This is a genomic window from Streptomyces sp. NPDC005181, assembly GCF_040608395.1.
In the GTDB taxonomy this organism is placed as follows: domain Bacteria; phylum Actinomycetota; class Actinomycetes; order Streptomycetales; family Streptomycetaceae; genus Streptomyces.
This window is the reverse complement of sequence record NZ_JBEXID010000062.1, coordinates 1-12,924: the sequence shown is the minus strand read 5'-3', so window position 1 is coordinate 12,924 and position 12,924 is coordinate 1. Positions and strand designations below refer to the sequence as shown.

At 68.7% G+C, this 12,924-nt stretch carries 12 protein-coding genes and 2 pseudogenes; 7 read left to right on the top strand and 7 right to left on the bottom strand.

Annotated elements, in window-relative coordinates; translation table 11 throughout:
- Positions 1 to 15 precede the first annotated feature (15 nt).
- Positions 16 to 957: an aminoglycoside phosphotransferase family protein gene (locus tag ABZV38_RS29160; RefSeq protein ID WP_356331425.1), complete on the bottom strand. Its 942-nt coding sequence runs from the start codon at positions 955 to 957 to the stop codon at positions 16 to 18.
- A gap of 33 nt (positions 958 to 990) precedes the next feature.
- Here ABZV38_RS29160 and ABZV38_RS29155 point away from each other — a divergent pair, with 33 nt between their 5' ends.
- The 4 genes and pseudogenes from ABZV38_RS29155 (at position 991) to ABZV38_RS29140 (ending at position 4,022) form a co-directional block, all read left to right on the top strand.
- Positions 991 to 1,653 carry a rhomboid-like protein gene (locus ABZV38_RS29155; protein WP_356331424.1) on the top strand — a complete coding sequence of 221 codons (663 nt, stop codon included), beginning with the start codon at positions 991 to 993 and terminating at the stop codon, positions 1,651 to 1,653.
- A gap of 50 nt (positions 1,654 to 1,703) precedes the next feature.
- Complete coding sequence (locus ABZV38_RS29150; RefSeq protein ID WP_356331423.1) at positions 1,704 to 3,104, top strand: FAD-dependent oxidoreductase; 1,401 nt, start codon at positions 1,704 to 1,706, stop codon at positions 3,102 to 3,104.
- Between the two features lie 163 nt (positions 3,105 to 3,267).
- A pseudogene (locus ABZV38_RS29145) lies at positions 3,268 to 3,411 on the top strand (DUF6177 family protein); the annotation flags it as partial.
- A gap of 197 nt (positions 3,412 to 3,608) precedes the next feature.
- On the top strand, positions 3,609 to 4,022 hold the full coding sequence (locus ABZV38_RS29140) for a hypothetical protein (RefSeq protein WP_356331422.1): 414 nt from the start codon (positions 3,609 to 3,611) through the stop codon (positions 4,020 to 4,022).
- A 132-nt stretch (positions 4,023 to 4,154) separates the two neighbouring features.
- On the opposite strand, the gene ABZV38_RS29135 is transcribed toward ABZV38_RS29140, so the two are convergent.
- Positions 4,155 to 5,288 carry a transposase gene (locus tag ABZV38_RS29135; protein WP_356331451.1) on the bottom strand — a complete coding sequence of 378 codons (1,134 nt, stop codon included), beginning with the start codon at positions 5,286 to 5,288 and terminating at the stop codon, positions 4,155 to 4,157.
- A 50-nt stretch (positions 5,289 to 5,338) separates the two neighbouring features.
- On the opposite strand from ABZV38_RS29135, the gene tnpA reads away from it, so the two are divergent.
- Positions 5,339 to 5,767, top strand: a complete 429-nt coding sequence (gene tnpA, locus ABZV38_RS29130) for an IS200/IS605 family transposase (RefSeq protein ID WP_356331421.1) — start codon at positions 5,339 to 5,341, stop codon at positions 5,765 to 5,767.
- Between the two features lie 96 nt (positions 5,768 to 5,863).
- Here the strand turns inward: tnpA and ABZV38_RS29125 are convergent, their stop codons facing one another.
- The 3 genes from ABZV38_RS29125 to ABZV38_RS29115 form a co-directional block, all read right to left on the bottom strand.
- Complete coding sequence (locus ABZV38_RS29125; RefSeq protein ID WP_356331420.1) at positions 5,864 to 6,247, bottom strand: hypothetical protein; 384 nt, start codon at positions 6,245 to 6,247, stop codon at positions 5,864 to 5,866.
- Between the two features lie 418 nt (positions 6,248 to 6,665).
- On the bottom strand, positions 6,666 to 7,763 hold the full coding sequence (locus tag ABZV38_RS29120; RefSeq protein WP_356331419.1) for a CU044_5270 family protein: 1,098 nt from the start codon (positions 7,761 to 7,763) through the stop codon (positions 6,666 to 6,668).
- A complete protein-coding gene (locus ABZV38_RS29115; protein WP_356331450.1) occupies positions 7,760 to 8,449 on the bottom strand; it encodes an RNA polymerase sigma factor in 690 nt (229 codons plus the stop codon). The genes ABZV38_RS29120 and ABZV38_RS29115 overlap by 4 nt, the downstream gene beginning before the upstream one ends.
- 218 nt (positions 8,450 to 8,667) lie before the next feature.
- Between ABZV38_RS29115 and ABZV38_RS29110 the strand changes: the two are divergent.
- Positions 8,668 to 8,969: pseudogene (locus tag ABZV38_RS29110) on the top strand (integrase); the annotation flags it as partial.
- 962 nt (positions 8,970 to 9,931) lie between these two features.
- On the top strand, positions 9,932 to 10,243 hold the full coding sequence (locus ABZV38_RS29105) for a hypothetical protein (protein WP_328920461.1): 312 nt from the start codon (positions 9,932 to 9,934) through the stop codon (positions 10,241 to 10,243).
- A 277-nt stretch (positions 10,244 to 10,520) separates the two neighbouring features.
- On the opposite strand, the gene ABZV38_RS29100 is transcribed toward ABZV38_RS29105, so the two are convergent.
- Complete coding sequence (locus ABZV38_RS29100) at positions 10,521 to 10,964, bottom strand: hypothetical protein (RefSeq protein ID WP_356331418.1); 444 nt, start codon at positions 10,962 to 10,964, stop codon at positions 10,521 to 10,523.
- A gap of 500 nt (positions 10,965 to 11,464) precedes the next feature.
- Entirely contained in the window at positions 11,465 to 12,211 is a 747-nt protein-coding gene (locus ABZV38_RS29095; RefSeq protein WP_356331417.1) for an SDR family oxidoreductase, read from the bottom strand.
- Positions 12,212 to 12,924: the final 713 nt, after the last annotated feature.

Sequence of the window (12,924 nt, the reverse complement as noted above, 5' to 3'; positions counted from 1 at the left end):
CCCTCCCTCACTCACTCACCGCCCCAGCAGCTGCCGGGCGATCTCCGCCTGGTCCGGCGGCAGCCGGTGTTCCCCCTCCGCCACACTCCAGAGGCCGTTCTGCAGCACCCGCCCCAGCGTCCAGGCCCGCGCCCGCCCCCGGTCCAGCCCGAGCACCTCCGTCATCAGATCGAACCGCCACCGCACCGCCGACGCGTGGAAGAGCATCTCTCCCTGCTCCTTGAGAGCTTGGGGACGGTTGGCCAGGGCGGGCATCAGATCGAACCCGGGGTCCCCGGCCAGTGGCTTCGGGTCCAGCGCGATCCACTCGTGCGCCCGGCCCTCCTCGGCCCGTCCGGCCAGGATGTTGTTGTAGTGCAGGTCCCAGTGGAGCAGCCGGTCCCCCGGTTCCCCCGCCACCTCTCGTACCGCCGCCGCGCAGTCCCTCAGCAGCCGCCGCTCGTCCGCGTCCGTCAGCCCCGCCACCGCCCGCGCCACCCCGTCCAGCATCCGCTCCGCGACGTCCCCGAGCCGGCGCAGCCCGTCCGGCGCGGGTACGGACGTCAGCCGGGCCAGCAGCCCTGCGAGCACCTCGACCGCCACCCGCTCGTCGGCCACCTCCGACAGCGGCCGCCGCTCGTCCAGCCGCTCCAGCAGCATCGTGCCGGTCCCGGGGTCGTGGTCGAGCAGCCCCACCGCTCCCGCACCCGCCTCACCCCAGACCCGCAGCGCGACCGGCTCCCCCGCTGTCTCCTCGTCCTGCGCCTGGAGCTTCAGCGCCGCCCGCCTGCCGTCCGACGCACGCACCACCGGCAGCACCAGCGCGCACACTCCGTACATCGCGGCCCCGTCCCGCCGCAGCCCCCACTCCCCCAGGAACCGGTCCGCGAGCCCCGGCAGCGCGGCCAGAAACGCCCGCCCGGCCTCGCCGTTGTACTTGGACTGGGTGGCGATCAGCGCGTCCGGAATGTCAATCACGCACCCGATCGTAGGGCCGTGCATCAATCGTCTATGGCCCCGAGCAGCCCCTCCCCGCCCACACACCCGGCCCCCGCGCGAGCCGTCCGCGCCGTCGGCTCCTGGATCCGCAGCGCTCCCGGCACCTACATCTGGCTGGCGATCCTCTTCGCCACGACCGTCGTCGTGCACCAGATGTCACCCGATTTCGAAGAGGATTTCCTGCGCCAGCGCTCGACCAACATCCACGAGCTGCTCCGCGACCCGGTACGCGTCCTCATCTCCAGCGCCTTCTGGATCGAGGGTGGCCACTGGCTCACGTACGCCTTCCTCTTCACGGTCTTCCACGCCCCTGCCGAACGCTGGCTCGGCACGCTGCGCTGGTTCGCGGTCGCCGCCCTCGCGCACGTCGTGGCCACCCTCGTCAGCGAGGGCGTCCTCGCCTGGGCCGTCCGCCACGGGCAGGCACCCGTGTCCGTGGTCAACACCTTGGACATCGGGGTCAGTTACGCACTCGGGGGTGTGGTCGCCGTCCTCACGTACCACGTCCCCCGGCCCTGGCGGCTGGTGTACCTCTTCGCCGTCCTCGTCGTCTACGGCGTCCCCCTGGTCACCGGCCGCACCTTCACCGACCTCGGTCACCTCACCGCCGCACTCATCGGTCTCGCCTGCTACCCGCTCACCCGGGGGACGACGAAACCACCCCTCGCCCAGTAACGTCCCGCCACACAGGAACTCAGGCTTCACACCGGACAAGCAGGGGCAACATGAGCACCGTCAGCACGGTCAACGGCGGAATATCGTTCTGGTACGCGGATCAGGGCACCCCCACCGCCCGCGAGCCCCTGCCCGGCGACGCCACGGCCGATGTCTGCATCGTCGGCGGCGGATACACCGGCCTGTGGACCGCCTACTACCTCAAGAAGGCCGTCCCCTTCCTCAACATCACCGTCCTCGAAGCCAAGTTCTGCGGCTACGGCGCCTCCGGGCGCAACGGCGGCTGGCTCTACAACGGCATCGCGGGCCGCGACCGCTACGCGAAACTCCACGGCCACGACGCCGCGGTCCGCCTCCAGAAGGCGATGAACGACACCGTCGACGAAGTCGTACGCGTCGCCGCCGAGGAGAACATCGACGCCGACATCCATCAGGGCGGTGTCCTCGAAGTCGCGTACACCCCCGCTCAGCTGGCCCGCCTCAAGGACTTCCACTCCGTGGAGATCGCCTTCGGCGAGACCGACCGCGTCCTGCGCGGTGCCCGCGAGACCGCCGAACGCATCCGCGTCACCGGAGCCGTCGGCTCCACCTGGACCCCGCACGGCGCCCGCCTGCACCCGGTGAAACTCGTCAAGGGCCTCGCCGACGCCGTCGAAGCGCTCGGCGTCACCATCCACGAATCGACACCCGTCACCGAGATCAAGCCCAAGCACGCCCACACCCCGTACGGCACCGTCCGCGCCCCGTACATCCTGCGCTGCACCGAAGGCTTCACCGCGGGGCTCAAGGGCCAGCGGCGCACCTGGCTCCCGATGAACTCCTCGATGATCGCCACCGAGCCGCTCCCCAAGGAGATCTGGGACACCATCGGCTGGGAGGGCCGCGAGACCCTCGGCGACATGGCTCACGCCTACATGTACGCCCAGCGCACCGCCGACAACCGCATCGCGCTCGGCGGCCGCGGCGTCCCCTACCGCTACGGCTCCGCCACCGACAGCGACGGCCGTACCCAGCCCGCCACCATCGAGGCCCTCCGCGACATCCTGGTCCGCTTCTTCCCCACCACGGCGGGTGTCCGCATCGACCACGCCTGGTCCGGCGTCCTCGGCGTCCCCCGCGACTGGTGCGCCACCGTCACCCTCGACCGCTCCACCGGCCTGGGCTGGGCCGGCGGTTACGTCGGCTCCGGCGTCGCCACCACCAACCTCGCCGCCCGCACCCTGCGCGACCTGATCCAGCAGGACTCCGGCCAGTCGGGTCCCACCGAGCTGACCGCCCTCCCCTGGGTCAACCACAAGGTCCGCCGCTGGGAGCCGGAACCCTTCCGCTGGATCGGCGTCCACGGCATGTACGCGGCCTACCGCACCGCGGACCGCCGGGAACTCACCTCCCCCCGCCCCGGCACCGACCCCATCGCCAGGGCGGCGGACCGGCTGGCGGGGCGGCACTGACCGAGGGAGATCCCGCGAAGGCGCAGCACACGATCACGCGCGCAAGGGCAGCCGTCGACAACATCGGCTGAGACGTGGGCGGAAGCCGCGGTGGACAACATCGGCTGACCTGGGTGCGGATGGGCGCCGGTCGGTGACGGGGAGCATGAGGTAGCGCATGACCGGCTGGGCTGGCGAGGTGCCGCCGGTGGACGCGCTGCCCCGGGTGGCAGAGATCCTCGCGACTCGCCACCACCTGCAGTCGATGCTGATCCAGATCCGCAAGGCCCGCCGCGACCTGGCGGTACCGCCCCGCTTCGAAGGCCCCGACGGCCGCCTCGTCGACAGCGGTGTGGAGACCACGCTGGTCCAGATCCGTCTGGACGCACGGCTGCGCTGAGTCCCCGGCCGCCGACGGCGGCCACGAGCGGTCCCGGTCCGCGTGCGGGCCGGGACCGTCGCGGCTTCGCACCTGCCACGTTTCACAAGTGGCTCACATGTTGGCTGACTTGGCGTCAGCCGTTCATGCGGAACGCATCCGCCGGTCAGCAGGTGATCATCATCGGCCGGGATCGTCCGCTCATGGCGATCGCCTCCCGCACCGCCAGAATCCGCCCGTCCGCCGCCGTGGCGATCGCCGTGGCCGCGTCCGCGTCCCTCTTCGTCGGCACGACGCCCGCACAGGCCGCGTCCCACGCGGTTCCGACCTACGAAGTGAAGATCAACCTCACCACCACCGCGCTGGACGCGTCGCACACCCCGCTCGCGGCCGTGAAGTCCGCCTTCGGGATCACGGGCTCCGCCAAGGCCCGTTCGTACACCTACTACGACACCGGCGCCCAGGCCCTGGACGCCCAGGACTGGGAGGCCCCGCCAATCGATGTCACCGGCCGCATCGGCCTGGGGGTCAGGCCTCCTCGGGATCGGCCGGTGGCGTGATCGGACGTGGCACGGGTCTGGCACGCCGATCCCAACGGGATGAACTGCCGTCAACTTGACCCGGCCCTGAAGGGCCGGGCTTGGAGGTAGGGCACCACTGGCTGTGGTGTGGCCTCCTCCGTCCAGACACCCCTATGGGGTGGCAGGGACGCGTGACTCACGCCCCGAGATCCACACAGCTTCGCCCTTGCGGCCGATGTTGTGGGACGCGTTGTCGTCCGCGTGCATGAGGGCCCCGCAGGACCGGCACGCGAACGTTGCTTGATCGACACGGTTCTTCCGGTCGATATAGCCGCACTCGGAGCATTGCTGGCTGGTGTACGCCGGATCGACGTACACCAGCGGCACCCCAGCCCGCTTCGCCTTGTACTCCACGAAAGAGGCGAGCTGGTGGAAGCTCCACGAGTGCAGTGTGGTCCGCTGGTCCTTTCGGAGCCGTACCCGGTCGCGGATGCCCGTGAGGTCTTCGAGGGCAATACCCGCGCCGGTGCGTTCAGCGGTGGTGACGATGGTCTTGGAAATGATGTGGTTGACGTTCGCGGCGTGCCGCGACTCCTTGCGGCTTCGGTGCTTGAGCCGACGCTTGGCGGACTTCGTGCCCTTGGCCTGGAGCTTGCGCCGGAGTTCGAGCTGACGCTTGCGGTGCCGGTTCATCCCGCGTCCAGCGGCCCGGTATCCCGTGCTGGCGGTGGCGATATTGACGACGCCGAGGTCGACGCCGTGGAACCCGTGGGGATTCTCGTTGACCGGTGCTTCGGGGATATCGCACACCGCGACCAGGTAGAACGCGCCATCACGTTCGATCAGATCGGACTCGCCCTTACGGTGCTCCCGAAGCGTCTTGAGCGCGTCGGCGGAGCAGACGAAGCAGATGTTCTTCAAACGCCCGGCGGTGGTCCACATGCTGACGGTATGCGCGTCGTACTGCCAGGACAGGCACCGGTCGTCGTACGGGTGCGCGGCCTCGGGACGGAAAACGATCGGCTTGGACTCGACCTTGATCCGGCGCTTGCCACCGGGCTTGCCGAGGTTCCCGGCCCGGATGTTCGCCTTCAATGTCGTGTAGGCGTCGCGGACCTTCTTGATGGTGTGCTGCGCGGCCTGCGCGCCGAGTCCGCGTTGCTTGAGTTCGGCATAGGTGTGCTTGCGCAGCTCGTACTCACTCGGCACGCCACGCTCGAACGCCATGCCCGATACCCAGTTCGCAGACTCATTGACCGCGCGCAGGGTCGCCGACAGCGCGGGGGCCTGGTCGGCCTCCGGCATCAGCTTGACCTGCACGACGATCTTCACGGGCGTGATCGTATCATTGATCTATGTCACCACGCTGGGAGCCAAACCCCAACATTCGCAGGGGCCGTACGGTCGTCTACACCCTCCACGCTCATTTGGTCTTCACGCCCAAGTATCGGCGTGGACCGTTCACCGACGAGATCCTTCGACGCTGCGAGGAGGTCATGCGGGACGTCTGCGCGGACTTCGAAACCGAGCTGGTCGAGTTCAACGGCGAGACCGACCACGTGCACCTGCTGGTGCACTACCCTCCAAAGGTGTCCCTGTCCCGGCTGGTCGGTTCCCTCAAGGGTGTCTCCGCCCGCAGGCTCAGACAGGAGTACCCCGGACACATCCGCAAGTACCTGTGGGGCGCGCACTTCTGGTCACCCTCGTACTTCGCAGCCTCGTGTGGCGGGGCTCCGCTGTCGATCATCAAGGAGTACATCGAACAGCAAAAACGCCCGTCATAACCTGCGGGTTACTGCGGCCCAGAGAAGCGATTCCTCCCGGGCGTGAACGCCCGGGGCTCCTCGCTAGATCCTGCTGAAGTCCCAGGCTTTGTCGAATCAGTCAGCCGCGACGGAACAGTTTTCAGGCTCGATGCCGGTGAGATCACACACGGCAGCGTCCGCTTGGCCCTCAGAGAGGTGCTGTTGAATGGCCGCCGCTGCTGCACGAGTCCCGGCGTCGAAGCACGCTGGATTCTGCTCCACGAGCTCTCTGATGATCTTCACCCGCGTCGCGTCCATGGTGATCTGGCGGGAATCAGTCTCCCCCTCTTGGGACTCCCGTCGCAGTTCCCTTCGGATCTGACCGGCCCGTGTCTCGAACTCCCGCTTGGCCTGCCCGCACGTCGCGGACCGCTCGGATGCGCTGTCGTGCTGCGTTGCCCCGACGGCGTACCCGCCCATGGCGAGAGCGATTGCCCCTGCGCTGGTCAGCGCGATCAACGAACGTCTCATGGCGAGGGATGCTATCTGCCCAGGTGAAGAAGGTTCCTCGGCCTACCTTGGCGCCTTGAGGAGGTGGAGGATGCTCTACCGCGTTGGGAGTACGGCGAGGGCTGCCGCCGAACTCCCGCGACCCCACTACCGCTGGTGGAGTTGAACGTGCTGACCCGGCTCACGCCCTTTACCCCTGAGTTGTCCTTGATCGTCATGACGATCGGGTACCTGATGGTCTTCGACTTCCCCACGATGACGTTGGTCCCGCTGTTCAGCGACCCCGCCGTGTCCTTCGTCGATGGCAAAAGGCCCCGTGGCCCGTCCGCCCGGCGCACCGGGCCTTCACGCGGATGTCCCGTGCCGTGCCCGAAGGACTGCACAACGGAAACCGCGGCGAAAAAGCTCATGGTCGACCGGACATGGCTTAGTCCTGCGGCCGGACCCCGCCCTTGTCCACCACGGACCGCTTCAGTACGGCGTCGGCGTCTAGCAGGGCGCCCTTCTCGCCGATCTCCGTGTCCTTCGTCAGGAAGGTGCGCGAGCCCAGGAAGGAGAGCCCCTTCGGGTCGAAGACCCACTCCGAGCGGGTGGCGTGCCGGGTGTCCTCACGGGCGATGCCCACCCCGTGGCGGCCCAGCGCGTCCACCGCATCCGAGGCTTCGGTCACCCCGGGGATCAGCGCCGCGGCCTTGTACAGCGCGGCGGCGGTCTCCGGCGGCAGCACGGTCTCTCGGATCAGGTACCCGATCTGCTCGAACACCGCCTGGGCGTGCTCCTGGCCCTCGTCCTTCGGGGTGAGGGCGGTGAGGTGCTCGAGCAGCTTCTGCGGGTCGGTGGGCAGGGCGGCCAGCCAGCGGTAGGTGGGCCGGGTCAGGCCCTCGTGGGTGCCGTCGGTGTCCCCGAACTCGGCGTTGATGGGGAGGGTGTCCCCGTCCTGGCGGATGTAGCCGAGCTTCTTGAGTGGGCCGGGCTTCTGGGCGTACCAGATCTCCCGTTCCTTCAGCGGTCCCGTCACCAGCTTCCCGCTGGTGAGGTCGCCGTCCTGGACCTGGCTGCGCACATAGACGAACTGGTCGTCGCCGACCGGTCCGGCGTCGCTCTTCGCCGCCGCGTCCGAGATCCGGTTCAGCACCAGGGCGACCGGCTGGGCGTTCCCGGCGCGCGACGAGGCGCTGCCGTCCGCCTGTGCCGCCCCCGGTCCGGCCGCCGGGTCGCCGCCGTCCTGCGCGGTGTAGCCCACGATCAGCGCACCGGCCAGGGCCAGCGCCGTGATCGGGGCCAGGAAGGACGGGCGCAGGAGGCGCGGGCGGGCGGGGCGGTCGGCACGGGCCGCGCGCTCCCGGCCCCGGTCCTGGCCCCGGTTCTCGGAGCGGTTGGCGTCATCGTCGATCAGGTTCATCAGGCGTTCCCTGTGGTACTCGTAGCGGCCCGGCGGAAGGTCGAATCCGGTGGCGGGCGGCAGCAGCCGCGCCAGCTCGGCGCGCTCGTCCCGGCCGTCGTCGGTACCCGTCGTCGCGGTCATCGCGATCCCCCCTCGTTGGGCAGGGCGACGAATGCCACCCTGCCTCCTACCTCTCCGCGACCCGCACCGGGTTCCCGCCCGGTTTCCCGCCGCCCCTCCGAAAGCCGATCCTCCGCGAGCCGTTCGCCCGCCAGCGATCGCAGCCGGGCCCGGGCCCGGGAGAGCCGGGAGCGTACGGTGCCCACCGGGACGTCCAGCGCGGCCGCCGCCTGGGCGTAGTCCAGCCCGGCCCACACGCAGAGCGCGAGCACCTCGCGCTCGGGCTGCCGGAGCCGGTCGAGCACCTCGCGTACGGCCGCCAACTCGCGTTGGTGGTCCAGGCGTTCGGCGGAGACCTCGGCGAAGTCCTCGGTCTCCTCCGGCTTCGGCTGCCGGGCCAGGAACGCGAGGCGGCGGCCGACCCCGCGCCGGTGGTTGCGCGCCTTGTTGGTGGCGATGCCGAGGAGCCAGGGGCCCAGCGAACCGCCATCCGGATCGACCTGCTCGCGGGTGCGCCAGGCGACGATGAAGGTCTCCGACATGACGTCCTCGGCGGCCGAGAGGTCGCCGGTGAGGCGGCAGGCGTGGTGGTAGACGGTCCTGGCGTACCGGTCGTAGAGGCCCGCGAAGGCCACCCGGTCGCCCGCGCGGATCCGTTCCCGTACGCCGGGGTCTGCCGGTGCCCTCAGGCCGTCCGGGGCGGCCAGGTCGCCCGAGTCGCCCGGTGGTTGCGCCGGTCGCGCCGGCTGTTCGATGTGCTCCACGCCCTGTACCTCTCCGCGCCCCGCACCGGGTTCCCGTGGCCCGCGTCACAGGGGCGGGGGCCGGATCCCGTCCCTCTGACGCGGCGGCCGGGTCCCGCCCGGTGGACGATCCTGCCAACGGCCGCTCCGGACGCCGAAACGGGGGGCGGGACTCGTTCGCAGCCAGCCTGAAGCTGAAGCCACGGTCGCTGGACGACTACTGGTCCAAGACCCGTAACGACATCGTTCCCGGCGTCGGTCGGCACCGGCTCGACAAGCTCGCCCCGGAACACCTGGAGCGGATGTACGCCGACATGCTGCGGGAAGGACACGCCCCGTCGCACGTCCTCAAGGTCCACCGCATCCTGTCGCGCGCGTTGAAGATCGCACATCGGCGCGCCGTCTCATCACCGAGAACGTCGCCACGCTCGTTGACCCGCCGACCGCGGACGAGACCGAGGCGAATCCCTTCACCCAGGATGAGAAGGACGCGATGCGGCGCATGGGCGAGTTCCTTGTCCCCGCAGCCGAGGCCCCACCTGAGACTGAAACTGAGACAACGGACACCCGCGCGGCCCGCTCCCAGCGTCGCCGCCGTATCCGCCGAAACGAAGAAAGCCCAGCTCAGAGCGCATCTGGGCTGGGCTTTCCGGCTGAGCCCCCTGTCGGATTCGAACCGACGACCTACGCATTACAAGCTGTCCGGGCTTGTTCCGCAGAGGTCCAGGGGCGTCCGGTAGTCGGTTCGCGCTGCAGGTCAGGCGCCATACCGAACGTCCACGGACGAGCGCGTACCGCACCGGATTGAGCAGCAATCGAGACTAGAACTGAGACTGGCCCAAGTCCGCATGGATGTCAGCGCAAGCGACGGCTGTCGCTCGCGAGGTCACCACTGTCAGAACGCGACGGTTGCGTCATCGCCTGACTTGTAGCGAGGCCACCGCCGACCCGTCGGGTCCGTCGCTTCCACTTCGCGCACGTTATCGATCAGCTCTCGGGGCCCACGCCGCAGCGCTGCAAAGGCGTCGGACCAAGTCGCCATCGATCCCGGCGCCTCGATACCCCGTCGGACATCACGGCGGCGGCACGCACACCTCCGAGTGCCGTCGTACCCGTCAAAGCGTGTTCCGCTGCGTCTGAGCTGGCGGCCGCAACCCAGTAGCTGCTTCCCCGATAGAACCCTCTGAAGTTCCTCAACTTACCTTCGGGGATTGGCACCTGCGGCGGTACCCACCGGACCGTCGCTGAGCAGGGCGAGAGTGGTCGGTAGCTGTTGTTGTCTGTCGTCGTTGGCCGCCCTCGGACGGCCCACAGACGGCCCGGCCCGCTGGTGGAGTGGGCGCGGGACCGCCCGAGGGCCTGTGGCTTGGCGTGCCGCGCATACCGGTTCCTAAACCTCAGCCGACGCGGTCTGGGCCCATGTAGCGTCAGCGTCAGGGGGATGAGATGAGCTTCGACGAGAATGAACCGCAGTCTGTTCGCGAGCAGCGCTTCGCGGCAGAACGGGCCAGACGCAGAACGGCACGCAAGGCTGCGTCGCTCGACCTGCGGGGAGCCCACGTAGGCGCGGTCATCGTGACCGTTGCCCTGGTGCTCCTCAGCTGGTACGGCAAGCTGGTCGCTCTGGGCATCGTCAGCGGAGTCTTCCTGCTCTGGTTCGCCGCAGCCCTCGCATGGGCCTACGCAGACGGGGACCACGGTCGGCATGCCCTCCAGCGCGCGTACAACGTCACCTTCGGATGGGGCAACGGGGTCTGAGCACCAAGTACCTATGAGCAGTGTCAACTGTCCGAAGATGCGCGAGAGGCAGCAGAGACCTTCGTGGGCGTGGCAGCCCGGCTTGAGCGCCCCTCATAGCCCTCTTTCCCAGGCACCGGGCCACCACCGACATCTGCTTTGTAAGTTCGGGCGGGGTTGGTGCAGGCCGCCGTCGCCTACTGTCACGACGGTCGGCCAAAGGCGCTCGTGTCTGCCTCTGTCCGGCGCCGTTGATGTCAGGTGTGGATGTCAGCCTGGCCCTGGTTGAGTCTGCGGGTCAGTCGCCCGAGTGACCCCAGAAGTAGATCTCTTGAGGCTGGCCTTGTTCATCGTGCAGCACCGCGCATCGGCCGACCCACCGCGATCGGGGGAAGACGTCGAAGTCCTTGACGTGAGCCCGAGTCAGCGTGTCCGTGCCCAGGAGCTCGCATGCTTCCTCAGCCAAGACGGGTTCCACGGTGTTGTAGTCCGGGGTGTCGTCGGGGCCGAGCACCTGGAAGACGTCCAGGATCGAGTGGGTGCCGGCCTCCTGCACCAGTTCGTCCTGCCACAATTCCTCCAGTGTCCGGGGCCTGGGCTCCCTCTCCTCTTCCGGGCGCCAGTCAGCACCGTTGACCCAGTAATAGTCCCCTGCGTCGAACACCTCGCGCCGCAACTGCTGCAGCGCCGCGCTCAGGTCCTGCTGGTACGGCACGTAGTAGTCCCACTCCGAAGCCCCCACCAACCCGCTCCCTTCCCCCTCTCCCCTGAGCAGCGGAAGTTAGCACCGGGCTCTGACACCCGCGTCCTCGCCCGAAGATTTGCCACGACCCAGAGATGTGCACGGCCATGCTTTGAGAATCACTGCTTTGTAAGCCTGGCGCCGCTCGCGGACGCGTCCTTGCTGGTCACCCCGCGTGTGGTGCCTTTTAGCCTGCCGGCGGACTCCTGCACCGCTACGGCCTCCGATTGACCGTGGTTGACCGCTCGATCTGGCACGCATCTGGCACGGTCACCCACTGCGACGGCGCACGCTTTCCAAGTCTGTTGGTGGGTAGCGGCCGAGTCCGTGCCGGGCAGTCAGTGCCACGACGTCGACACCGTGCACGGTCAGGACTCATCGATGTAGTCGCACAGCTTCTCGCGTTCGCCGGTTGAGTACCGCGAGCAGTAAATGAAAAAGACCTGTCGGTCAAAGGGTATGGGTGGCCCTCTCCTTTCGGCGAGGGCCACCCCGAGGAATTACTTCTGCTGCGCGAGCCAGTCGGCGAACTTGGTCTCGGCGATGTGCGCGTCCGGCCCCGGGAGGAGCGTGTCCTCCTGGAGGGCGGCGCCCCAGTACGTCGCCTGCGGGTCGGTGAGGACCTTGCGGGGGTCGTTCTTGGCGGCGAGTCCCATGCGGATGAGCTCCTCGAGCTCGAACGTCTCGGGGCCCGCGAACTCCACCACGCCGCCTACCGGGGCGCCGACCGAGGTGCGGCCGACGGCCGCGGCCACGTCGTCGGACACCATGGGCTGGATCTTGGCCGCGGGCAGGCGCACGGTGTCGCCGTCGGTCATCCCGTCGGCGAGCCCCTTCGCGAACTCGAAGAACTGGGTCGCGTGGACGATGGAGTAGGGGTTGCCGGACGTCTTGATCAGGTCCTCCTGGGCCTGCTTGGCCCGGAAGTAGCCGCTCCCCTGGAGGCGATCGGTGCCGACGACGGACAGCGCCACGTGGTGCGTCACGCCGGCGTCGGCCTCCGCCTTGAGGAGGTTGGTCGTGGAGGTACGGAAGAACTCCATGACCGCGTCGTCCTCGAACGAGGGGGAATTGGACACGTCGACCACGACCTGCGCGCCCTGCAGGACGTCGGCCAGCCCCTCGCCCGTCAGCGTGTTGACGCCAGTGTTGGGTGCGGCCGCGACCGCCTCGTGCCCGTGCTCGCCCAGCCTGGCGACCACCTTCGAGCCGATGAGCCCGGTTCCACCGATCACTACGACCTTCATGACGGAATTCCTCTCGGGGTTTTCCTGATCCATCACCAGAAGAGACCGGGCAGTCGTTCTGCTTGTGACACGCGATGCGGAAAAGCGAGGACAATTTTCTGCTGCCGTTCCCGCGATGGCCTATTCGGCGAGCTTCCCGTCGGTCGGGACCCAATGCCACGTACTACAGCCGGAGATCTTGAGGATCGGTGATGGGTGGGATCGGCTGGTGGTGGGCCCAGGGTCGTAGGCGGTCCGGAAGCGGGTCTCCGCGGCGTCGGTAGTGACTGACCAGGGCACGGGTCTGGTGGAGCCGACGCCATAACTCGCAGGCCAGGACGGTCTCCACGGGGTGGCGGCCAGGCAGTGCCGGATGGTGTGGACCGAAGGCCGCAGGAGCGGGCCGGGGATCAGCCGGCGATCTCGCTCTCGTCGAAGCTCGGGGCTTTTCCCTGATCGGTTCCGGGGTCCGGGGCCGGGACGCAGGCCCGGCACCGCGTTCCGGCTCCTGTCCCGGGCCTCGGCTGCGCGAACCTTGGGTCTGCGCACCCGAGCTCGATACGGTTCTGCAGAACCGTCAACCACCAACGAACTGGGCTTTACGGCTTGATACCGAAGGGGCCGAGCTCGCCGGCGTCGATGCGCAGCGACTCGTACATCGTGAAGGCGTTGTCGTACGTGAAGACGTCCGCACCGCCGAGCAAGCCGATGTATTTCTCGATGATGGGGCGGGC

Bases quoted from the DNA above. Each gene is read 5' to 3' on its own strand.
- ABZV38_RS29135 (WP_356331451.1), bottom strand. From the start codon at position 5,288: ATGCCGGAGGCCGACCAGGCCCCCGCGCTGTCGGCGACCCTGCGCGCG.
- ABZV38_RS29095 (WP_356331417.1), bottom strand. From the start codon at position 12,211: ATGAAGGTCGTAGTGATCGGTGGAACCGGGCTCATCGGCTCGAAGGTG.
- tnpA (WP_356331421.1), top strand. From the start codon at position 5,339: ATGTCACCACGCTGGGAGCCAAACCCCAACATTCGCAGGGGCCGTACG.
- ABZV38_RS29150 (WP_356331423.1), top strand. From the start codon at position 1,704: ATGAGCACCGTCAGCACGGTCAACGGCGGAATATCGTTCTGGTACGCG.
- ABZV38_RS29140 (WP_356331422.1), top strand. From the start codon at position 3,609: ATGCGGAACGCATCCGCCGGTCAGCAGGTGATCATCATCGGCCGGGAT.
- ABZV38_RS29105 (WP_328920461.1), top strand. From the start codon at position 9,932: ATGAGCTTCGACGAGAATGAACCGCAGTCTGTTCGCGAGCAGCGCTTC.
- ABZV38_RS29120 (WP_356331419.1), bottom strand. From the start codon at position 7,763: ATGACCGCGACGACGGGTACCGACGACGGCCGGGACGAGCGCGCCGAG.
- ABZV38_RS29155 (WP_356331424.1), top strand. From the start codon at position 991: ATGGCCCCGAGCAGCCCCTCCCCGCCCACACACCCGGCCCCCGCGCGA.